This is a genomic window from Mucilaginibacter sp. P19 (assembly GCF_050632265.1).
In the GTDB taxonomy this organism is placed as follows: Bacteria; Bacteroidota; Bacteroidia; order Sphingobacteriales; family Sphingobacteriaceae; genus Mucilaginibacter; species Mucilaginibacter gossypii.
The window spans coordinates 6,543,044-6,563,449 of sequence record NZ_CP192586.1; the positions used below are offsets into that span (position 1 = coordinate 6,543,044).

The 20,406-nt window shown below is 43.6% G+C and carries 21 protein-coding genes; 10 read left to right on the forward strand and 11 right to left on the reverse strand.

Annotated elements, in window-relative coordinates; translation table 11 throughout:
* Positions 1 to 28 precede the first annotated feature (28 nt).
* The 5 genes from ACQ86K_RS32250 to ACQ86K_RS32270 all read right to left on the reverse strand — a co-directional run bounded on the left by ACQ86K_RS32250 (position 29) and on the right by ACQ86K_RS32270 (position 2,678).
* Positions 29 to 406, reverse strand: coding sequence for a nuclear transport factor 2 family protein (locus ACQ86K_RS32250; protein WP_218134502.1), 378 nt, complete (start codon positions 404 to 406; stop codon positions 29 to 31).
* 72 nt (positions 407 to 478) lie between these two features.
* Positions 479 to 1,213, reverse strand: a complete 735-nt coding sequence (locus tag ACQ86K_RS32255) for an SDR family NAD(P)-dependent oxidoreductase (RefSeq protein ID WP_091173276.1) — start codon at positions 1,211 to 1,213, stop codon at positions 479 to 481.
* A 4-nt stretch (positions 1,214 to 1,217) separates the two neighbouring features.
* A complete protein-coding gene (locus tag ACQ86K_RS32260; protein ID WP_091173280.1) occupies positions 1,218 to 1,436 on the reverse strand; it encodes a tautomerase family protein in 219 nt (72 codons plus the stop codon).
* 26 nt (positions 1,437 to 1,462) lie between these two features.
* Complete coding sequence (locus tag ACQ86K_RS32265) at positions 1,463 to 1,996, reverse strand: YceI family protein (RefSeq protein ID WP_091173282.1); 534 nt, start codon at positions 1,994 to 1,996, stop codon at positions 1,463 to 1,465.
* Between the two features lie 109 nt (positions 1,997 to 2,105).
* Positions 2,106 to 2,678, reverse strand: coding sequence for a Crp/Fnr family transcriptional regulator (locus ACQ86K_RS32270; RefSeq protein ID WP_091173285.1), 573 nt, complete (start codon positions 2,676 to 2,678; stop codon positions 2,106 to 2,108).
* 191 nt (positions 2,679 to 2,869) lie between these two features.
* Between ACQ86K_RS32270 and ACQ86K_RS32275 the strand changes: the two genes are divergently transcribed.
* The 3 genes from ACQ86K_RS32275 (at position 2,870) to ACQ86K_RS32285 (ending at position 4,918) form a co-directional block, all read left to right on the forward strand.
* On the forward strand, positions 2,870 to 3,322 hold the full coding sequence (locus tag ACQ86K_RS32275; protein WP_431199444.1) for a peptide deformylase: 453 nt from the start codon (positions 2,870 to 2,872) through the stop codon (positions 3,320 to 3,322).
* Between the two features lie 319 nt (positions 3,323 to 3,641).
* Positions 3,642 to 3,749, forward strand: coding sequence for a hypothetical protein (locus ACQ86K_RS32280; protein WP_431199445.1), 108 nt, complete (start codon positions 3,642 to 3,644; stop codon positions 3,747 to 3,749).
* Between the two features lie 128 nt (positions 3,750 to 3,877).
* On the forward strand, positions 3,878 to 4,918 hold the full coding sequence (locus ACQ86K_RS32285) for a DUF4097 family beta strand repeat-containing protein (RefSeq protein WP_091173293.1): 1,041 nt from the start codon (positions 3,878 to 3,880) through the stop codon (positions 4,916 to 4,918).
* 63 nt (positions 4,919 to 4,981) lie between these two features.
* On the opposite strand, the gene ACQ86K_RS32290 is transcribed toward ACQ86K_RS32285, so the two are convergent.
* A complete protein-coding gene (locus tag ACQ86K_RS32290; protein ID WP_091173295.1) occupies positions 4,982 to 6,154 on the reverse strand; it encodes an MFS transporter in 1,173 nt (390 codons plus the stop codon).
* A 186-nt stretch (positions 6,155 to 6,340) separates the two neighbouring features.
* Between ACQ86K_RS32290 and ACQ86K_RS32295 the strand changes: the two genes are divergently transcribed.
* From ACQ86K_RS32295 to ACQ86K_RS32315, 5 genes are all read left to right on the forward strand, one after another.
* Positions 6,341 to 6,961 (forward strand): hypothetical protein, encoded by a 621-nt coding sequence (locus tag ACQ86K_RS32295; protein ID WP_091173298.1) that lies wholly within the window; start codon positions 6,341 to 6,343, stop codon positions 6,959 to 6,961.
* Positions 6,962 to 7,294: 333 nt separating this feature from the next.
* A complete protein-coding gene (locus tag ACQ86K_RS32300) occupies positions 7,295 to 10,288 on the forward strand; it encodes a SusC/RagA family TonB-linked outer membrane protein (RefSeq protein WP_091173302.1) in 2,994 nt (997 codons plus the stop codon).
* Between the two features lie 62 nt (positions 10,289 to 10,350).
* The gene (locus ACQ86K_RS32305) at positions 10,351 to 10,620 is read left to right on the forward strand and encodes a hypothetical protein (RefSeq protein ID WP_431199446.1); all 270 of its coding nucleotides are present in this window, start codon (positions 10,351 to 10,353) and stop codon (positions 10,618 to 10,620) included.
* Positions 10,578 to 11,924 (forward strand): RagB/SusD family nutrient uptake outer membrane protein, encoded by a 1,347-nt coding sequence (locus tag ACQ86K_RS32310; RefSeq protein ID WP_431199447.1) that lies wholly within the window; start codon positions 10,578 to 10,580, stop codon positions 11,922 to 11,924. The genes ACQ86K_RS32305 and ACQ86K_RS32310 overlap by 43 nt, the downstream gene beginning before the upstream one ends.
* A 78-nt stretch (positions 11,925 to 12,002) precedes the next feature.
* Positions 12,003 to 13,097, forward strand: coding sequence for a phosphatidylinositol-specific phospholipase C1-like protein (locus tag ACQ86K_RS32315; RefSeq protein WP_091173307.1), 1,095 nt, complete (start codon positions 12,003 to 12,005; stop codon positions 13,095 to 13,097).
* 74 nt (positions 13,098 to 13,171) lie between these two features.
* Here the strand turns inward: ACQ86K_RS32315 and ACQ86K_RS32320 are convergent, their stop codons facing one another.
* Positions 13,172 to 13,453 (reverse strand): DUF4242 domain-containing protein, encoded by a 282-nt coding sequence (locus ACQ86K_RS32320; protein WP_091173310.1) that lies wholly within the window; start codon positions 13,451 to 13,453, stop codon positions 13,172 to 13,174.
* A gap of 255 nt (positions 13,454 to 13,708) precedes the next feature.
* Positions 13,709 to 15,565, reverse strand: a complete 1,857-nt coding sequence (locus ACQ86K_RS32325) for a chloride channel protein (protein WP_091173314.1) — start codon at positions 15,563 to 15,565, stop codon at positions 13,709 to 13,711.
* 167 nt (positions 15,566 to 15,732) lie between these two features.
* On the opposite strand from ACQ86K_RS32325, the gene ACQ86K_RS32330 reads away from it, so the two are divergent.
* Positions 15,733 to 15,966, forward strand: a complete 234-nt coding sequence (locus ACQ86K_RS32330) for a hypothetical protein (RefSeq protein ID WP_090533632.1) — start codon at positions 15,733 to 15,735, stop codon at positions 15,964 to 15,966.
* A gap of 49 nt (positions 15,967 to 16,015) precedes the next feature.
* A complete protein-coding gene (locus ACQ86K_RS32335; protein ID WP_091173321.1) occupies positions 16,016 to 16,717 on the forward strand; it encodes a Crp/Fnr family transcriptional regulator in 702 nt (233 codons plus the stop codon).
* A 25-nt stretch (positions 16,718 to 16,742) separates the two neighbouring features.
* On the opposite strand, the gene ACQ86K_RS32340 is transcribed toward ACQ86K_RS32335, so the two are convergent.
* From ACQ86K_RS32340 to ACQ86K_RS32350, 3 genes are read right to left on the reverse strand one after another with little or no spacing between them, the layout of a single operon-like run.
* Complete coding sequence (locus tag ACQ86K_RS32340) at positions 16,743 to 17,714, reverse strand: hypothetical protein (RefSeq protein WP_431199448.1); 972 nt, start codon at positions 17,712 to 17,714, stop codon at positions 16,743 to 16,745.
* Positions 17,711 to 19,417 (reverse strand): carboxypeptidase regulatory-like domain-containing protein, encoded by a 1,707-nt coding sequence (locus ACQ86K_RS32345; protein WP_431199449.1) that lies wholly within the window; start codon positions 19,415 to 19,417, stop codon positions 17,711 to 17,713. The genes ACQ86K_RS32340 and ACQ86K_RS32345 overlap by 4 nt, the downstream gene beginning before the upstream one ends.
* Positions 19,414 to 20,340, reverse strand: a complete 927-nt coding sequence (locus tag ACQ86K_RS32350) for a GLPGLI family protein (RefSeq protein ID WP_091173628.1) — start codon at positions 20,338 to 20,340, stop codon at positions 19,414 to 19,416. The genes ACQ86K_RS32345 and ACQ86K_RS32350 overlap by 4 nt, the downstream gene beginning before the upstream one ends.
* Positions 20,341 to 20,406: the final 66 nt, after the last annotated feature.

The following is a 20,406-nucleotide window of genomic DNA, read 5'->3' on the forward strand; positions in this document are numbered from 1 at the left end:
CATAGGTCAATTTATCACCGGAACGAAATTAATTCGTATCGCTGATCATTTTATTTACAATGAGCCACTTGCCGTCGAGTTTATGGAACGATAAAAACTCATGATAATTAAAATCGTACATTTTTACCTGTACTTCGGCAACTGCAATTGAATTTACTGCTTTAACAGAAATGATTTTCCCGTCAAATGGTTTGCCCGAATCCTTAGGGCTTACCCTGTTTTTTACCCCATCCAAATAAACATCCAATGTTTTGGCATAAGGCTGTCCTTTTACATCGCCAAAAAGCAGTGTGCCGGTATTCATTACCTGGTTTAACAAATCTAAATTACCTTCATAAATCCCTTTGAAGTAGTAATTTTCAAGCGCCTGTTCAATGGCAGCTTTACTTTGATCGTTAGTTTCCATTTTTATTGATAAATTAAACATTATGCCTGCTGCTAAGCAAGGCATAATGCAATTGATGAAAGAATTTTACACTTAATTTAAATTATGGCCTGCTGCCATGCCACCATCAACATTGATAATGGCCCCGCTGATGAAATTGTTTTTGGCAACGGCGTACACCATTTGGGCTACGTCCTCAACTTCGCCCACCCGGTTCAGCAGGTGTAATCCTGCGCTTTGGTCGGCATCATCACCGTGCATTGGGGTACGGATAGTACCGGGCGCAATAGTGTTTACCCGGATATTATCTTTACCAAACTCGCCAGCCAGTTGTATGGTAAGTGCGTGTATTGCACCTTTTGATGCCATTTGTGCTGTAATGGGAACTCCGCCAAGAGCATGGTTAACCAATGGTGTACCTATATTGATCACCACACCATCGTGCTGTTTAAGCATTTGCGGAATCGCAGCCTGGGTGGTAAAGTAAGTACCTTTAAGGTTGGTGTTTAAAAAACGGTCGAGGTAGGCTTCATCAACTTCAAGAAACGGCCTGGTTTCAAAAATACCGGCGTTGTTGATCAGCACATCTACGCTTCCAAATTTATCAAGGGCTGTTTGGGCCAGGTTTTCTCCTGTGGCTTTATCGCTTACATTTCCGGCAACCATGGCCAGGTTATCACCTGCGCCCAGCTCCTGGTAAACAGCTTCCAGTTTATCGGCAGTTGTTGAGTTGATGACTACGTTATCGCCCTTTTCTAAAAAATAACGGGCTATTTCTTTACCGATACCGGATGATGCTCCGGTAACGATTATTGTTTGCTTTTTCATTTTCTTATTTCTTGTTGGCAGTGATGCCTCTTTCTCTTAATACTGATGTCTGTTCGCCGGCATATCCCCAATCATCCAGCTCAATTTCGCTGATCACTACATGGGTTAAATGCGGGTCTTTGTTCAGGGTATCGGTAATCAAATCGGTTACACCCTTTATCAGGATTTGTTTCTGCTCGCGGGTAACACCTTCGCGGGTCAGTTCAATTTTTACGTATGGCATGGCTTTAGTTTTTAAGCAAAGCTGTTTTAAACAGCTTTTGCGGTTATGTTTACATTCAGGTCAAAATCGTTGTAGATAAGTGTATCGCCCAGGTCTTTAAAAAAGTTTCCGGAACGAAACCTCATACCATATTTGGTACGGTCCACCACAACTTTACCGGTTGCGCTTACCGTATCGGCAGCGCGGTTAACTTGCGCATCAAAACCTACAGCACGGGTAATGCCTTTTATGGTCAGGTCGCCGGTGATCCGATAAGTGTCGTTGCTGCCTTTGTCGATCGCAGTAAACACAAATTGAGCTTCGGGATAATTTTCTGAATTAAAGAAGTCGTCGGAAGCAAGGTGGCCTGCAAACTGGGCGTTGGTAGCCGGGTCAGTTATGTCAAGGATTTTAATAGAGGTGGTGTCGATATCGAATTTACCGCTGGTTAATTGTCCATCTGCAAAAGTTAAAGAGCCTTCTTTTATAGCGATGGTACCATTGTGTGCGCCTGTAACTTTACGACCAATCCAGTCGATGTTACTTTTTGCGCTGATGATTTCAAATTTTTGAGTTTCCATTTTGTTATGTCTTTAATGACAATACAAAGTTGGGGACTAATGGCCTGGAAACTGTGTGACCTACATCACAATTGAAATACCACTTTATTTATGTGATGTACATCACATTTTAAGAATGGTATAAACGGCTCAATGTTTCCCTTGAAACGCCTAAGTATGAGGCTATTAATTGTTTAGGAACCACATTGTACAAAGTAGGGTACTGCGCCAGTAACTCTTCATAACGACGTTTTGCGTTATTATTCATAAATGATAGCAGCCTTTTTTGAGCAGCTACATAGCCCTTGTTGGTACGCCAGCGAAAAAAGTGCTCGCTTGCGTGAATTTCATTGCAAAGCTTTTCGCGGTCCTGGCCGGTGAGGCAAAGTACTTCGGCATCGGTAATACAATCCAGGCTAATTGTAGCACGTTCACCGCTGTAAAGCGCGTTATAATCTGAAGCCCACCAGGTAGGCATGGCAAACTGCAGGATGAACATTTTCATGTCGTCGTTAATAAAAAACGACTTCAGATAGCCCGAAAGTACAAAATACTCACAGTCTACTTTATCACCTTCCCCGATTATAGTTTGCCCTTTTTTAAATGTTTTGTAGGTAAAATGCGAAAAGAAATAATCGAACTGCTCGTCGGTCAGCGAGGCGGTTTTGCTTACGTGCTCTTTTAAAATTTCTTTTGGCTGCATGTGATATAAAATAACTACAAAAAAACTTTATTTGTATAAGAAAGTCAATGTTTAACTTTCCCGCATTTCCGCTTATTTGGGTCTTGAGATAAAGTTAAAGCAATTCATGAGGGATTAATGTGATTCCGGAAGTGATAAATTTACGTTTTACTATGGAATGAAAAAATTGAACGATATTTTGCTGCTTGGCGATGAGCGTCTTTACCAGGTTTGCCCGCCAGTATTACCAGACGAGACTGCCACTTGTACGCGGTTGGGTTGAAGATATGCATAATGTAATGCATGAAATAAGGCTGAAATACAACTTCGGCCGGGCTATCGCTGCCCCCCAATTGGGCATTATGAAACGCCTCGTTTACATGAATATTGACAAGCCTGTAGTTTTCATTAACCCCGAAATACAGGACGCCAGCGATGAACTTTTTGAACTTTGGGACGATTGCATGAGCTTTCCTAACCTGCTGGTAAACGTTAAAAGGCATAAAACCATCACGGTAAATTACCTCGACGAAAACTGGCAGCAACAGCAGTGGGTAATGATGGATGCCCTGTCTGAACTGATGCAGCACGAGCATGATCATTTAAATGGTATTTTATGTACTATGCGGGCTATCGACAGCATGTCATTTAAATGGCGGCTGTAGTAAGTTTTTTTAACTGTTGATGTATTCATCTTATTTTTCTGCTTATGAAGCAATTTATAACACACATTACATTGGTGGTTAATGACTATGACGAGAGCAATTCAATTCTATGTAGAAAAATTGAATTTCGACCTGGTCGAAGACACACCGATCAATGAAAATAAAAGATGGGTTTTGGTAAGGCCCAGGGGGCATTTGAGTGTAGCTTGCTGTTAGCAAAGGCCGTAGGTGATGAACAAAAAAGTCGGATAGGACAGCAAACGGGTGGCCGCGTATTTCTTTTTTAAGGACCGATGATTTTTGGCGCGATTACCGTGCGATGCAGGATAAAAACATCATCTTCGTTCGTGAACCCCGGGCGGAACCATACGGCACGGTTGCCGTTTTTAAAGATCCCTTTGGTAATTTATGGGATTTGCTTGGTTGAGCCCAAAGCTGCCAAAATCCGGTCACCAAAGCTTCTTATAATACGGCTGTTAAATAAAAAATTAAAAACGCCTGTAACGTATAGGGGTAAAGTGTGGTCATAGCTGTATTACCAATAAAACCCCATTTATGAAAAACTATATTTTACTTCTTCTGCTTGCCGGGCAAACCGCGGTGGCAGCAGCGCAAGATGGCGACAGCCGTTCGTTATATCTTACCAAATCATTGGCTAACGATGCCATTACCAGCGCCGTGGTACGTACATCGGCCGGAGGTATTGTAGTTAGCGGGCAGGCCGGCCAAGCTCCGCGGGTGGAAGTTTATATTAAAGGCAACAACGGTAATGATCTTTCAAAGGAAGAGATCAAAAAACGCCTTGACAAGGATTATACACTTGATATATCTGTTAGCGGGCATGAAGTTAGGGCCATTGCCAAAAGCAAGCGTCAAAACTTTTTTAACTGGAGAAGCTCATTGAGCATCTCGTTTCGCATTTATGTACCGCAGCAATGCGCAACCGACCTGGAAACCAGCGGCGGCGGTATTGGTCTTGATAATTTAAAAGGCAACGAAAAATTTAGCACCAGCGGCGGCGGTTTAACTATCGACAGGCTTTACGGTACCATCCGCGGTAACACCTCGGGCGGCGGCATTCATGTTTCCAATTCGGGCGATGATATTTCGCTTGAAACCAGCGGAGGCGGTATTGAGGCTAAAAACTGTAACGGCAGGATCAGGCTTGAAACCAGTGGCGGTGGTATAACTTTAGAAAATTTAAAGGGTAATATTAACGCCGAAACCAGTGGTGGCGGTGTTAATGGAAATAATATCAGCGGCGAGCTCATCACCAGTACTTCCGGCGGGAGCATTGATCTTAAACGCATGGCAGGGAGTATTAGCGCGCAAACCAGCGGCGGCGGTCTGTACGCCCAAATGCTAAAAGTTGGCAAATATCTTAAACTGGAATCAAGCGCCGGCAATGTTGATATCGAACTTCCGCAAAACCAGGGCTATGACCTCGATCTGCGAGGTGAAGGTGTTTCTCCATCATCGGTTGCCAAATTTAACGGGCAATGGGAAAAAGAACGGGTTAGCGGCAAATACAATGGCGGCGGCATTCCGGTTAACGCAGAGGCATCTGGAGGGAGTGTTAATATAAAATTCAGGTAAGCATTTAATAATTAAGCAATAAAAAGAAAAGCTCCGGGTTTGTGATCCGGAGCTTTTCTTTTTCTATCCCTTGTTGGTGTTCCGCCCGTTTATCAATGCCATTAATCCCCAAACCGGCCCTATGGCCAGTAGCATATAAATATATCGCGCGTTTTCGGCCGTTCGTAAAGCCGCGATCAGTTGAATACTTATAATAGTAATGGCAAAGCCTATGCAATTAACAATAGTTAACGCGGTACCTTTTAATTGCTGATCGGCATTTTGCGCAACCAGAGTCGAAAATAACGGCGAATCGGCGATTGCAGTCGTACTCCAAACCAATAAAAACCCGATCATTGCCCATGCCGAACCTGCAAACAAAAATAGCGGCGATACCAAACAGCAGGTACACGAAATTGTTAATGCCAGTACCGCCACATTTTTTACACCCTTGTATTTAGATATAATGCCGCTGCCCGCACAGGCCAGCGCCCCAGCCCCAATAATCAGAAACGATAACAACGGAACATTTAAATCGGCAGCTATGAACCTGGCGTTGTAAGTTGTTAACATTACCGGCACAAAAGCCCAAAAAGCATAAAGCTCCCACATATGACCAAAGTAGCCGAAGGCAGCAGCCCTGAACTGTCGGTTGCCAAAACTTTGTATAAACGCGGCCGGGTTCAGCGCCCGTGTGGGTTTTCTTTCCGCACCATCCGGTACAAGCAATACCATAGCACATCCACCCAAAGCGGCTAATGCCGAAGTTGACAAAATAACATAGCGCCATGGCAATGCCCCCATTAAACTTTTTAGCAGGTGCGGAAATGATGTGCCTAATACCAAAGCCCCAACCAAAAATCCCAACGCTTTGCCTAATCCCTGCGGATAATGATCTGAGGCTATTTTCATGCCTACCGGATAAATCCCGGCCAGGAAAAAACCTGTGGAATATCTTAGTATCAGTATTGTAGCAGCACCTGTACCCGACAGGCACGCCAATGCGTTGATAAAAGCGGCAATAAGAGCGCAGATAAAAAACACCCGCACCGGCGAAAATCTGTCGGCAATACTAAGAATAGCAAAAACGAGAGTGCCGGTAATAAATCCAAGCTGAACCGCGCTTGTTAAGTAAGCCAGATAAGACGGTTCAAGCTGCAATTGTTTGGCCATATCGCTCATAACAGCATTGCCTGCAAACCACAATGAAGTGCAAAAAAACTGGGAGAGTACGATTACCGGGAGGATACGTTTCATTTGGTTTTGAAGAACTAAAGCGGTGCAATAATAATTATAAACTGTACGCTAAAAAAATAGTACCGCTTTTACCTTGCGTATCCCGTTCAGGAAACGCCACCTGCATTTTTAATTCCCGTTATGTTGCCTTTATAAAAATATGTATCTTGAGTTTCAAAACTAAACCTAACCCTGTCATCATTACCAATGGATAAGCAACAAATTATTGAGCAGATAAAATGGATGATTGCCGATGGTAATTCGGATCATGAGATTGAGGCCCTGCTGGTTGGAGAAGGCCTTGCCCGGGCCGAAGCAAAGCGTACTCTTGCTATAATCAAACATGAATTGTTTCCAGACGAATACCCTGAATTTATTGAGCCCGATAAACGTCGGAATTATTGGTGGCCTGTTTTATTAACCCTTGCTGCTATCTTTACGCTGGGTATTTTGTACTACCATCATCAGCATGAATTAAACACAGCCGAAAGAGAAATAACCCCCGCCGATATGATCCTGCTTATGAAAGCAGGGCCGGGCGTTTATACTACCGAACTCAATAAAATCAACAGCGGATGGGTTTTTGACCAGGATAAAGACAGATGGGAAAATAAGAAACGAAAAACAGCCCTCGCCATCAGGATGGAACAACTCCTGTACATGTGTCCTGTGTTGCACGATCATTCATTCCAGGACTATCTTGAAAGTCATGACTTCAGAGACATAATTTATGGAAAACCCGGAAGCAAGATTTACCAAAACAACGAGTTTATGTTTACTATTCAAACCAATGGAGCCTACACAATGATCTCGCTGGCCAACCGGTAAATTGCGCCATTGCTTCTAAACGTATCTTTTTTGATCGATTTTAAAAAAGTCAAATTTTTTAGCAGGCGCTTCATAACACCCTTTTTACAAAACGCCAAAATTTAAACCTTGTTAACCCCCGGTTAACAAAGTCTGCTTGTTTGTCAATAGCAAAAAGCTGAAAACCAGCTAAAAGCAGCGTAAATAAGAAAAACAATATTGATTTTAATTAATAGATAAGTTAACCCTATATTTATTTCCTGATAATAAAACAACCGTTGCTTTGCACCAATTATCGCCCTACTATCTCAACTTGGGCATCTATTAAAACAGGGTTTGTCATTAATTAAAACTATGAAAAAAAACTACAGATTTATTTTAAGGCTCTTTTTTGAAAAAAGTAAAACGATTTGTCTTTTCCTGCTGATGTTTATAGCCTCGTCAGCGGTTTTTGCACAGGACGGCACCATAAAAGGTACCGTTACCGATGAAAGTAATCTTCCTTTACCCGGTGTAGTGGTAACCGTAAAAAGTTCGGGAAGATCAACTTCAACCAACGCTAACGGTGGCTATACCGTAAAAACAAGCGGCGCCGGCGATGTCCTTAAATTTACCTTTTTAGGCTCGGTACCAAAGGAGGTTACTATTGGCGAAAAGAACACGGTGAATGTTACTATGGTTACCGATACCAAACAACTTAAAGATGTTGTAGTTATCGGTTATGGTACCGCAAGCCGCAAGGATGTAACAGGCGCTATTACTTCGGTTAAAGCCGAAGATTTTAATGCCGGTGTATTAACCACTCCTGCCGAACTATTGCAGGGTAAGGTAGCCGGTTTAAATATTACCAAAAGTGGTGACCCTAACAAACAGCCTGCTACCATTTTAAGGGGGCCCTCAACTTTACGTGAAGGTGCAGCTCAGCAACCTTTTTATGTAATTGATGGGGTGCCGGGTGCTTCTATCGATCTTTTGGCCCCCGCCGATATCGAAAGCATCGACGTGCTGAAAGACGCATCGTCGACAGCTATTTACGGTTCACGTGCTGCCAACGGTGTAATCATTGTTACTACCCGCAGGGCCAAAGCCGGTCAAACAAGGTTAACTTACAGTGCTTATGGCGCCGTTGAGAACGTGTCAAAAAACATTGATGTACTTACCGGCGACGAGCTGCGTAAATATTTAACAGACAACGGTGTGCCTAAATTAAGCGCTGCTGATGACGATGGTTCAAATACCAATTGGCAAAAACTGGCCGAGCGTACGGGTTATTCACAAAACCATAATCTTTCATATGGCGGCGCCGGCACCAATTCGGAGTATGGTGCAAGCGTAAACTACATGAAAAACAATGGTATATTGAGAAATACCAGCCTGGAACGTACTATTTATAAAGGTTATATCAACCAGCGGTTTTTTAATGATCGTTTAAAATTGGGTATCACACTTACCAACAGTGCTACCAAAAACAACGATATCTTCCAAAGCCAGGTGTTATCGGGTATTTTATTCTACCTGCCAACGGTTAGTCCTTTTAACCCGGATGGTACCTATAAAGAAAACTATACCCGTACAGGTAGCGGTCCTTTGAACCCGTTATCATTAATAAATAACAACTTTACCAAAACAGAGAACAACAAAACATTGATCAATGGTTTTGCCTCTGTTGACATCCTGAAAGGTTTAAAATTTACCATATCGGGATCAACCCAAAAAGAACAGAATAACGTTAATACCTATTCTACCAGCCAATCTGGTATCTATGTTAATCAAAATGGAGTGGCCGTACGCAGTGCTTACACCAATACCAGCAACGTAGTTGAGGCTTATTTTAACTACGATCGCGTATTCGGTAAGCATTCATTGAAATTGTTAGGTGGTTACTCTTATCAGCAAGACCGTAATAACGATGGTTTTGGTGTGCAAACACAAAACTTTTCAAATGATGCTTTAACATACAACTACCTGGCGCTGTCAAACCCAACGCAGCTTTCGCAAATTGTGTTCAACCCTAACTATATTTCTACGTTGAGGTTCGTATCGTTCTATGCCCGTGGCCAGTATGAGTTTTCGGATAAATACTTGTTACAGGCTTCGTTAAGGGAAGACGGTTCATCGGCATTTGGTATTAACCAGCGCCATGGTTACTTCCCGGCGGCTTCTGCGGGTTGGAAAATCATTAACGAAGATTTCATGAAATCGGTTCCGGTTATCAGCGACCTGAAATTAAGGGCTGGTTACGGTGTATCTGGTAACAGCTTAGGTTTTGATGCCTTTACTGCAAGGTTAATTTACGGTGTGCCGCCGGGCGGCGGTAAATTCCTGAGCAATGGTAACATTATTAATCCCATTGGCCCAGTACGTAATGATAACCCTGATTTGAAATGGGAAAGTACTGCTACCACCAACATCGGTTTGGACTTTGGTTTGTTCAACAACCGCTTAACCGGCTCGGTAGATTATTATATCAAAAAAACATCCGACCTGATCTATACCTACCCGGTATCAACCACGCTTTACTTCTATCCGTTTTACACTGCTAACGTAGGTAAAATCAAAAACAGCGGTATCGAGGTTGTTTTAAATGCGGTACCTGTAAAATCACAAGCTTTTACATGGCGTACTTCATTCAACGTTTCGCATAATAAAAACGTTGTACAAAGCTTATCGAACAGCCAGTTCGGTCTTAACTTTATACAAACCGCGCAGTTAGGCGGTAAAGGCCAGTCGGGCAATTATAGTCAGATCATACAACCTGGTTATGCTATCGGCACATTTGACCTGTGGCACTATATGGGTAAAAACGCCAATGGTGTAAGTACCTATCAAAAAGCCGACGGATCGGTAATAGCAACCCAGCCTTTAACTTCTGATCAGTTTATTAAATATGATGCGCAGCCTAAATTGGTTTACGGTTGGAGCAACAGTTTCTTTTATAAAGGCTTCGACTTAAACTTCCTGGTGCGTGGTGTTTATGGTAACAAGATCCTTAACGCCACCCTTGCTTCATTGAATAACCCTGCGGATTCAAAACTGCAGAACATCCCAAGGTTTACCTTGGGCGAATCATTTAAGGATGTCAATGCCTACCTGATCTCTGACCGTTTCCTTGAAAGCGGCTCATACCTGCGTTTGGATAACGCTACTTTGGGTTATACCGTCAAGCCACACATCCAGGCCATAAAAAGCCTGCGTTTTTATGCATCGGGCAATAATATTTTTATCATCACCAAATACCGTGGTGTTGATCCCGAAGTTAATATCGGCGGCTTAACCCCGGGTATCGATAACCGCGATTTCTATCCTAAAACACGCACGTTCAGCTTAGGTATAACCGCATCATTCTAAAAAACCTCAGAAAGACAAAAGATGAAAAAGATTTTTTTATATGTGCCGCTATTGCTGTGATCATGAGCACATATTCATGTACAAAATTAGATGTACCTGTTGAATCACAATATGTAAAGTCAAATTTCCCTGTTACTGATGCCGATTATACGGCATTACTGGGTACTATTTATTCAAACCTGTCGTCAAGTTACGCAGTACCATACTGGCGCATGCAGGATATGTCAACCGATGAGGCTATCCTGCCTGCCCGAGATGGCAACTTTGACGATGGGGGCAGTACCGTCAGTTGCACTACCACACCTGGACCTTTGATCACCCTAACGTCATAGGCGTATGGCAATGGGGCTTTGGCGGTATCAATACCTGTAATCGTATTATCAGCGTTATAAATAACTCACCATCGTCAGCAACAAAAAAAGCGTCGTCAACTGCCGAGGTTAAAGCAATGCGTGCCTTGTACCTGTATTTTATGATGGATTTGTATGGAAACGTTCCTATCATCACCGACTTCCCTGTGACTACGCAACCTACCAATCAGCCACGCGCTAAAGTGTATGAGTTTATTGAAAGCGAATTAAAATCCGTTTTACCGTTATTACCCGCAAAAAGCAGCAACGGCCCAACAAACGTAGCACAATACGGCCGTCCAACAAAGGGTATGGTGTTTGCCTTGCTCGCAAAAATGTACCTAAACTCGGGTGTATACACGGGTACCACCCGTTACCAGGAAACCGTTGCCATGTGCGATAGCGTGCAGGCCAACACCAATTATTTCCTGGATGCAAAATACCGCGATATATTTTTGCCAACCAACGGCGCTCAAGTCAATGAAACTATTTTCGCCGTTCCTTATGATCAGCAAATTCCGGGCAACCAGTTTACCCGTTTTGGTTTCTTTTATTACCTGGCGCAAGCATACGGCTTTAACGTAGGCTTAAGTATTGCCATGAGCACCACACCTGAGTTCTATAACCGCTTTAACATTCCCGGCGATGACCGTACCAAAACATGGCTTGCGGGACCGCAATATTATCCTGATGGCAATGGCGGCTTCACCAATCAACCTGTCTATTACCCGGCTCCGAATGCAATCAAACAAATTAACATTATCCCAACACTAACCCTTACCGGCTTAAAACCAATGGATTTGGGTAATGATGTGACAACCTCGCAATCGGAAGGTGTACGTTCAATTAAATACTATCCTGATGTTAACATCATCCAGGCTACCCGTTTAAACAGTAACGATGTACCGGTATTCCGTTTGGCCGATATTTACCTGATGAAAGCTGAAGCTATTTTACGCGGTGCGGCTCCAACAACCATCAATGGCGATGCCCAAACTCCGCTTACTTTGGTAAACAAACTACGCAGCCGTGCCCACGCGGAGCTTGCTACATCAATTGATTTGGATGGTTTGCTGGATGAGCGCGCGCGTGAGCTTTCATGGGAAGCATGGCGCCGTAATGACCTGATCCGTTATGGCTTATTCGAGAAAGAGTATCCACTACCGGTTATGGGCGGCAAAACGGACGACCTGAAAATGAACACCGATCCAACCCGTAGGTTATATCCGATTCCATCAACCGAATTAAAAACCAACCCTAACCTGAAACAGAACCCGGGCTATTAATTAGTAACATTTTTTATACAAGCGCAAAAGGCCTGCCTTTTGCGCTTGTTTTGTTAAACCAATAATATATTTACCAAAATGAAACTTACAGGCGGATTAATTGGGGGCATTATTCTTTCAGCATCTGCGCTATTGAGCAATCCAGGCGACCAGAAAATGAACCATTTCCAGGTAATAGGCTCGCACAATAGCTATAAACAAGCCATCAACCCTAAGCTGTTCCGTTTTTTGCAACAGCGCGATTCGGTTGGTATGAGCAAGATCGATTATGAGCACATCAGTCTTACCGACCAGCTTAATTTAGGTTTAAACGCTTTGGAAATAGACGTTTACGCCGATACCAAAGGTGGCAAGTATGCCCACCCTAAAGGGCTGGATTGGGTACCGGGCCAGCCTGCTTTTGATACCCGGGGCGTAATGAAGGAGCCGGGTTTTAAAGTATTCCACATTGAGGATATTGACTTCCGCAGCAATTGCGCAACTTTTAAGCTTTGCCTGCAGGAGTTGAAGAAATGGAGTGATGAACATCCTGATCATAATCCCATTTACATTACCATGAATGCTAAAGACGAGCCGTCAAAAAAACCAGGGTTCACTGTTCCGGAAAAATTTACAGCTAAAACCTTTGACAATCTGGATAAAGAAATTTTAGACTATCTGGGCAAACAATATTTAATTACCCCCGATGATGTGCGCGGCACATACAAAACCCTTGAAGCCGCTGTATTGCACAACAACTGGCCAACGCTTAAAGCGGCCAAAGGGAAGTTCATTTTTATTCTTGATGAAAAAGGCGAAAAAAGAGCTGCCTATATCGCAGGTCACCCATCGTTAAAAGGCCGTGTATTGTTTGCCGATGCATTGCCGGGCACACCTGAAGCCGCCATTCACATTATGAATGATGCTAAAAAGGACCTGGCAGCCATTCAAAAACTGGTTAAGAAAGGTTACATTATCCGTACCCGTGCCGACTCGGATACAGAAGAAGCCCGCGCAAATGATATGAGCTCGTTTATAGCAGCCCAAAAATCAGGTGCACAGATCATCAGTACCGATTATTATAAAAAAAGTACCCATTTTAAATCTGATTATGTGATCAGTTTTGCAGGCGGCAATTATTTTAAACCCGATCCGCTGTTTAAAACCAACGCTTCTGTTTCGGTGGGTAACTAAAACACATCACTATAAAATAATAGAGGCCGGTATTAAAACTACGGGCCTCTTTTTGTTACCAGCCGGCATTGATATTAAACTGTGGCGGTGCTTGTTGTTGGATCAATGATGGCTTTAACTTCGGCAATACTGGTTACCGGGAAGCCGCCTTTCATGGCATGTTCGCGAATAACATCTTCACTTTCGGCAATGTGGATGCAATAGATCTTATCAGCCGTAACAAACGACTGAATCCAATGGTATGGCTTTCCCAATTCATTTACAACCGAACACGATGCCTGTGAAATAGCCTGTAATTCCTCGGCCGATAGGTTACCAGCGCCGGGCAGCTCCCTTTCAATTACAAATTTTTTCATAAAATATGATTTAATAAAGGTTAAATATTACTTTCAACAGCAACGCTAAATCAACAGGTGTAATTGGCAGAAATGGAAAATAAAATGCTGATAAATAAGTAGCAACATTTTATAAATCAAAGCTATAGAATAAATAAGCAATAACCCAGCTTCGGCGTATTTAATTTTTACGAGGTAGGAGTGTTCAGAAAAAAGAAACCCCGCGTGATCTTACATCACGCGGGGTTCCTTTTTTAATTCAAACGCCTTTTATTTTTAAGATTTAGCCTTGCTGCGGCCACGGGCAGCGATTTTAAGCCTACGCCGTTTAAGGGAGATCTGTGTGTTTTGCTTCCTGTTTTCGGCAACGTACTGATAGTAGGTGTTCAAGATCTCTTTATAGGAGATTTGCCCGGCTATGGTATTTCCGGTGGCAATAACGGGAAGCACCTCTACCGATTCTTCGGCCATAATCTCCACAACGCGTTTCAGCGGATCATTGCTTTTCACGGCCTGTTTACTTGCCCTGGTTATATTACTTATGGCGAGTTCGGCAGAAATACTATGGTTATAAATGTCGGTCAGGCTAACCATGCCTGCATAGCTTCCATCATTATTAATCACTATAAAAAAACTTTGGGTAATATTATTTCCGGTAAGCCAGGCCCTGGTTTCGGCTATGGTACTATTGCTTTTTAAGGTTTCACCAACTTCATTATTAACGTCGGCAACAGTTAATACCTGTAACAAATCAGGTTCGTATGAATCAGGGGTGTATACCCCACGGCGGGCAATTTTTTCGGTCATGATGGTATTTTCCATCAGGAAGAATGAAACCAGGTATGATGCTGTACAGGCACCAAGCAAAGGCAGTAATGCGTGCGATTGCATGGTAGCCTCCAGCGCGAAGGTGATACTGGTTAAATAAGCCCTTGAAGCGCCTGCAAACATAGCGGCCATACCAATAAGCGCAGCTATTGGAACACTTATGCCCGCATCAGGAAATACCAGGTGTACCAGTGTGCCAAAAGCCGCACCAGCCGCACCGCCAATGGTTAACAAGGGAGCAAGCGTACCGCCCGAAGTGCCGCTGCCCAGGGCTATAGCCCATGAAAGAAATTTGAATAAACACAAACGCACAATTAGCATCAATGATAATGTGCCCGAAAGAATAGTAATAATATTATCATATCCTACGCCGAGGGTGTGCGGCGCAAAATAACCTATCAGGCCTACCGCCAGGCCACCAATTGCAGGCCACCACATCCAGTGGATAGGCAGTTTTTCAAAGCTATCTTCAATAAAATAAACTATTTTGGTAAGCCCCAATGATATAAAGCCAATGACCAGGCCAATGATGCTGTAAATAGCCAGGGCGGTATTTGAAGGTGTATCTACATCAGGCATCGGGAATACAGGCCCAGCTTCAAATAACAGATGGTGCCCGGCCGCTCCGGTGATACAAGCTAATGCCACCGGTAATATGGCCCTGGGCGAAAACTCGAACAGCAACAGCTCAATAGCTAAAAACACCGCTGCTATGGGTGTGCCAAATATGGCCGACATACCCGCTGTTGCTCCTGCTGCCAAAATAATTTTACGCTCGTTGGGCGATATTTTGAATAACTGACCAAAGGTTGAACCAAGTGCCCCGCCTGTTGCAATAATAGGTCCCTCGGCGCCAAATGGCCCGCCGGTACCTATGGCTATGGCCGATGATACGGGTTTCAGAAAAGTTATAATCGGTTTTATTTTGCTTTTATTTACCAGGATCTGCTCCATTGCCTCAGGTATGCCATGCCCCCTGATCGCCTTGGAGCCATACAGGGCCATAATGCCTACTATAATGCCGCCTATAGCCGGTATAACAATTACCCATAAACCCAAATGGTTATTGGCCGGGCTGTGAAAGCCGGCATCCAGCGTTCCGTAAAATGAGATATTGGTAACGATATTAATAAGATAGATAAGGCCTTTGGCTATTACGCTGATAAGGCCGGCAATAAGTATACAAAGTGCCGATATAAAGATCAGCCTTGTTTTCATTTGCCTGGTGCCTTTTAAGCCGGATTTAAAATTATAAAGATCATTTAGTGAAGGTGAAACCGGGATGGCGTTCTGTTTTGTTTCCATGTTTTGATTAGTCCCGTTCCGTTTTAGGGGACTGTGCTATTTTTCTTGCAAAGGTAATACTTAAAGCAGCATAAATAAATTTTATTTTCAATTTTATATTGCATATGCAATGTTTTTATTTAACATTTGCTAAGTTTTTAATAAAAATCATTGCACAAACAATAGTTATGAAAATTACCAGTATTATTCTTTCTGTTTTAGGTGCCGCAAGCATCATTGCCGGATTGTTGCTATTCAGGAACCTGAATACCGTTAACCCTTTCGATTCCCATCCATGGAGCATTAACATCAATGGCATCCGCTCATTTCCATGGCCTGTTTTTGGCGGTGCGGTATTGTTAAGTTTGGGAGTTATTTTTAACATGGCTACCTGGGAACAGCCAAAAGGCCGCCGCTTTTAATAAATTAGCATGTTTTTATAACAGCACCGGCTTAAATACACATCAATAAATGGCGAAAAACAAAGATAAATGCGATTTGGGGACTTGCTTTTTATGTACACACTGCCTGCCCGACTGGATCCCGGCAATCAGCGCCGCCAGGAAAAATATCATTGTAAAAAAGGGGCAGCAGATCTTTAAAGAAGGTGATCCCGTTACCGGCATTTACTTTGTTTATTCAGGCACGGTAAAGGTTCATAAAAAGTGGGATAAGGAAAAAGAGCTTATTCTCCGGTTTGCCCGCGAAGGCGATATTGTTGGGCATCTTGGTTTAGGCAGTACTGAGTTTTACCCGGTTTCGGCCACAGCCATTAAGGCAGGTATAATTTGCTATATCGAAATGCCCTTTTTTGAAAGTACACTGCAGGTTAACAATAACTTTGTTATTAAGCTGATGCGCTTCTTTGCCAACGAATTGCAGGAATCGGAAAAACGGATGCGCAACCTGGCACACATGCCGGTTAAAGGCCGCGTAGCCCAGGCTTTTATTTCGCTTAAAAACAAATTCGGCCTAAATGAACAGGGCTTTATCAATATTGAACTTACCCGGCAGGATCTGGCCTCATTTACAGGCGCAGCTTATGAATCACTCTTTCGCACCATTAATGATTTTATCGATGAGGAGATCATCGAAATATCGGGCAAAAGCATCCGCATAAAAAATGAAGCCACATTGCTGAAACTGACGGAAGAGGAGCAGCAGGCCGGATAGGTTGCCTGAAAAAACCTGACACCACTCAAATATGAAACATTATTTTGAGCAATATAATCCTTCCCGGCAAGGTGTACGAACTGGCGGTTAATGTATTGGCCGATAAATAAAGCGTGTTATAAGTTTTTACGTTCAGAAAATTAGCGGCACTCAGCTCCAGGTCGGTTTTCCATTTTTCGACCCTGAATTTTGCCGAGGCATCTGCAAAAAAGTATTTGAGTTCAGGATTGCCTTGCTGACGGGTAAAGTAATGCTCGCCTGATAATTTGAACTGCAAATTGGTTACAGGGTTATAATTGATCGAGGCTTGCTGAAGCAACTGGTTAATATGATAAGCCGATGCCTCCACAGCCGAATGACTTTGGATTTGGGTAAATATAACTTTATAGCTAAAATTTACCTGCTCATTCACTTTGGTATCTGCACCGGCATTGATGGTTCTGGAAATGGTATTGAAAGGCAGCAGCACGTTATTCTGGATCTGCACCGACTTATTACTTTGCCATTGTATCCCTCCGCTGAAAGTGGTTTTTAAAGCAAAGGAATATTTGCTGACGGTGCCGTTCACCGTCCATGAATCGGTACTGTTGCGGTATGGCAGCACTACACGCTGCCGCAGGGTGTTGGTAATTACTTCTGAAGCGATATTATTGGAAACGATATGGTTATAAACAATGTTCAGGCTGGCGAACAAAAGGGTGAGCGCCTTGCGGTAGTTAAACCCAAGGGCCACAAGTTGGTTCTGCCGTTCGGTAAGGCCGGCATTATTGGCATAAAGTGTCCGGTAGTCCTTCAGGATATAGCCCTGGTACATATCTTCTATGGTACCCGCCTCACTGCGGTAGCTGTAAAGCAAATTCAGGTAGTTCTCCATCCCGGTTTGATATTTTACTTTTAGCTGCGGATTGAAATATAACCTGGTTAAACCCTTACGCAGGGCATACAGGCCATCCGAATAATTGATCTGCTGCAGACTTAACGGCAAGGTGAGGTTCACTTTGAGGATACTGCCTGGCAGATCGTAGGCTGCTTCCGTGTATAGTTTTTTCTTGTCCAGTTTAAATGGTTGATGGAACTGTCTGATTGCAGGTTGATGGTATTATTAGTCTGTACAACGTTTAGATCTGAGTTTAACTTTTGTGATTGAACACTGAACCCTGTTCTGAAACTTTGCGTGATAAGGTTCGACGGTATTTTGAAAGAAATATAGTTATTGGTATACCACGCAGGTACATTCACATTTTGCACCAACTGCGCATAAGGGACATCATTGTTAAAAATTGGATTGTTATAGTCCGGCCCAATTGTCCTGCTCTCGGGCTCAGTCGAATGACTGATATAGGAGTAAGCCTGGATAATGTTGTTTGATCTTAAGGATTTGATCAGGTTAAATTCATTAGAAAAATTCAGCGCGTTATCTTTAAATACCTGGTTTACCATGCCGCCGTTTGTATTCAGGTCTGAGTAATTGGTGGACCGGTTGTTATCCATCAGCAACACATCGTTCAGGTAATATTTATCCTGGTTAATGTTCAGCGTAAACTGGGTATGCAATATGTGGGGGCGGAAGCGGTTACGTTGAGTTTCATTATAGCGTACCGTATCGCCGGGTAAAAAGATGGTGGTGTGCTGGCTGTAGTCCTGCCGCCGGGTATCGCGCAAATAGTAAGCATTGATCTTCATCTGCACATTCTTTTTAAAATTGACCAGGTTATTGAGATTGAGGATCCCCGGGCGATTGAACAGATACCGGTTACGTGATAAAGCCGGGTCATTCACCGAACCAAGCGATAACATGGTGGCCGGCACATCGTTATCGATCCGCTGCATATTATCGGCAAAATTGTGCGATACCAGGTCCTGCTGCAGGTCGTTACCTGTGTTATTGCCTTTAAGGTAATTAATGGCTTTGTACTTATCCTTAAACATCATGGCGTTCAAATCTACATCATAATTGCCCGGCAAGCCCGCGCCGATGCTCTCTTGCCCCACCATCTGCAATTTAGCGCCTTTTTTGAAGCTGAGGTTGAGCGCCACATCATCGCTCATTACTTTATTTTGGAGCACTTTAACGGGCTGGTGGTTCTGGATCACCTGCACCTGGTCTACCACCCCTTGGGGAATGGTAGTGGTAGCGATATTATATTTATCGTCCAGCAGGTTATCACCACCGATGTACAGGTTGGAGATCGGCTTATTGTTATAGCTGATCCTGCCATCAGCGGCAACCGTTATACCCGGCAGTTTTTTGATCACATCGCCAATAACCCTGTCCTGCACACTGCTGAAATCAGATACTTTATAGCTTAGGGTATCACCGTTTGTCCGCAACACCGGCCGGCTGCTTTTAATCACTACGGCCTGTAATTGGTTGATGGAAACAGATAAAGTGAAATCAACGGGAGCTTGCAAATCCGTAATGACCCTGCTCTCATTTTTATAGCCTATACAACGCACCTCGACCAGCAGGCCGCTCACGGGTGTATCTGCCGGGGCCGGCAAAATGTAGGCGCCTCTGGTATCGGTAATGGTATAGTTTATAATGTTATTAGTGGCCGCGTTTTTGAGGTTAATGGTGGCATAAGGCACCGGTTTCCCGGTGCTGTCTTTCACTGTGCCCTTAATACTTTGACCAAAGCCGTGAGCCGAAAACAGTAACCCTATAACCAGCAACCATACTGACTTTATAATCCGGCTCATTTCTTTTCAGGCAATTCTATCGGGTTATTGATCACCGGCTGCGGCCCGATCCTGATATCGATTTTTGGGGCTGGCCTGCCCTGACTTGCCGCCTGTGCAGCCACCATTGACTGGGCAAAGGCATTAGGGTCTTTACGCATGGCCTCCTGCAATTTGGAAAACTCCTTTTCGGTAGTTTTAATGGCATTGGTGGGGAGCTGGATGATATTTGGATCGCCAACCTGGTCGTCCATGCCTATCATCACGGCCATCCGTCCCTGGTTATCCGGGGCCGGGCCGGTTGGCTGATCACCCTTTTGGGGAGATATGACCGCTTTTTCAATCCCGTCAAACTTAAAATAAACTTCTTTTTTGGTATCATAAGCCTCTACAATCACCCCTGGTAGTCCATTGAGTTTCCAGGGGCCTATATGCAGCGGCAGATCAGGACTGAACCAGGCCGTATAATCCCTTCCCTTGAAATGGCCTGTTGCTTTTTGGCAATGCAAGCCTCCAAACGTTGCTGTATCTCCGCTTATTTTCCACTCGATGGCGGGCAGGGCATCTGTTATGAGATAGCTATTGAACAGCAGCGGTTCTTTCCTTGCCAGTTTTTTAACGTTTGGGAACTGGTAATAGTCTGTACCCGAGCCCGATGATCTCCGCTGGATGTTTACATGTCCGTCGGGTGAGTTGGCTACCTGTTCCTGTACCTGCTTTTTAAATAGCGCATCCTGCAGCTGCTTGTCATAACTTTTATAAACCCCGGCATTTTTTCCTACAATCAAAACCATGTTCTCGGTGTAGGGGTGTTCCCGGTTGGTAGTATCCCTGATGTGGGAAAACTTGTAGTGTACCAGCACTTGTGCGGTATCCGGTTTTTGTGCCCGGGCCATAATGGTGCATGATAAAAGGGCTGTGCACAATAAAAATCGCTTTTTCATAATTTGGATATTTTTAAGCAATAGTACTTTGCCCTTTAAATCCACCAAAAACTTTGGTATGAACAG

Excerpts from the sequence above, each read along its gene's own strand:
- ACQ86K_RS32250 (WP_218134502.1), bottom strand. The coding sequence starts at position 406 with ATGGAAACTAACGATCAAAGTAAAGCTGCCATTGAACAGGCGCTTGAA.
- ACQ86K_RS32255 (WP_091173276.1), bottom strand. The coding sequence starts at position 1,213 with ATGAAAAAGCAAACAATAATCGTTACCGGAGCATCATCCGGTATCGGT.
- ACQ86K_RS32260 (WP_091173280.1), bottom strand. The coding sequence starts at position 1,436 with ATGCCATACGTAAAAATTGAACTGACCCGCGAAGGTGTTACCCGCGAG.
- ACQ86K_RS32265 (WP_091173282.1), bottom strand. The coding sequence starts at position 1,996 with ATGGAAACTCAAAAATTTGAAATCATCAGCGCAAAAAGTAACATCGAC.
- ACQ86K_RS32270 (WP_091173285.1), bottom strand. The coding sequence starts at position 2,678 with ATGCAGCCAAAAGAAATTTTAAAAGAGCACGTAAGCAAAACCGCCTCG.
- ACQ86K_RS32275 (WP_431199444.1), top strand. The coding sequence starts at position 2,870 with ATGAGCGTCTTTACCAGGTTTGCCCGCCAGTATTACCAGACGAGACTG.
- ACQ86K_RS32280 (WP_431199445.1), top strand. The coding sequence starts at position 3,642 with ATGCAGGATAAAAACATCATCTTCGTTCGTGAACCCCGGGCGGAACCA.
- ACQ86K_RS32285 (WP_091173293.1), top strand. The coding sequence starts at position 3,878 with ATGAAAAACTATATTTTACTTCTTCTGCTTGCCGGGCAAACCGCGGTG.
- ACQ86K_RS32290 (WP_091173295.1), bottom strand. The coding sequence starts at position 6,154 with ATGAAACGTATCCTCCCGGTAATCGTACTCTCCCAGTTTTTTTGCACT.
- ACQ86K_RS32295 (WP_091173298.1), top strand. The coding sequence starts at position 6,341 with ATGGATAAGCAACAAATTATTGAGCAGATAAAATGGATGATTGCCGAT.
- ACQ86K_RS32300 (WP_091173302.1), top strand. The coding sequence starts at position 7,295 with ATGAAAAAAAACTACAGATTTATTTTAAGGCTCTTTTTTGAAAAAAGT.
- ACQ86K_RS32305 (WP_431199446.1), top strand. The coding sequence starts at position 10,351 with ATGAGCACATATTCATGTACAAAATTAGATGTACCTGTTGAATCACAA.
- ACQ86K_RS32315 (WP_091173307.1), top strand. The coding sequence starts at position 12,003 with ATGAAACTTACAGGCGGATTAATTGGGGGCATTATTCTTTCAGCATCT.
- ACQ86K_RS32320 (WP_091173310.1), bottom strand. The coding sequence starts at position 13,453 with ATGAAAAAATTTGTAATTGAAAGGGAGCTGCCCGGCGCTGGTAACCTA.
- ACQ86K_RS32325 (WP_091173314.1), bottom strand. The coding sequence starts at position 15,565 with ATGGAAACAAAACAGAACGCCATCCCGGTTTCACCTTCACTAAATGAT.
- ACQ86K_RS32330 (WP_090533632.1), top strand. The coding sequence starts at position 15,733 with ATGAAAATTACCAGTATTATTCTTTCTGTTTTAGGTGCCGCAAGCATC.
- ACQ86K_RS32335 (WP_091173321.1), top strand. The coding sequence starts at position 16,016 with ATGGCGAAAAACAAAGATAAATGCGATTTGGGGACTTGCTTTTTATGT.
- ACQ86K_RS32345 (WP_431199449.1), bottom strand. The coding sequence starts at position 19,417 with ATGAGCCGGATTATAAAGTCAGTATGGTTGCTGGTTATAGGGTTACTG.
- ACQ86K_RS32350 (WP_091173628.1), bottom strand. The coding sequence starts at position 20,340 with ATGAAAAAGCGATTTTTATTGTGCACAGCCCTTTTATCATGCACCATT.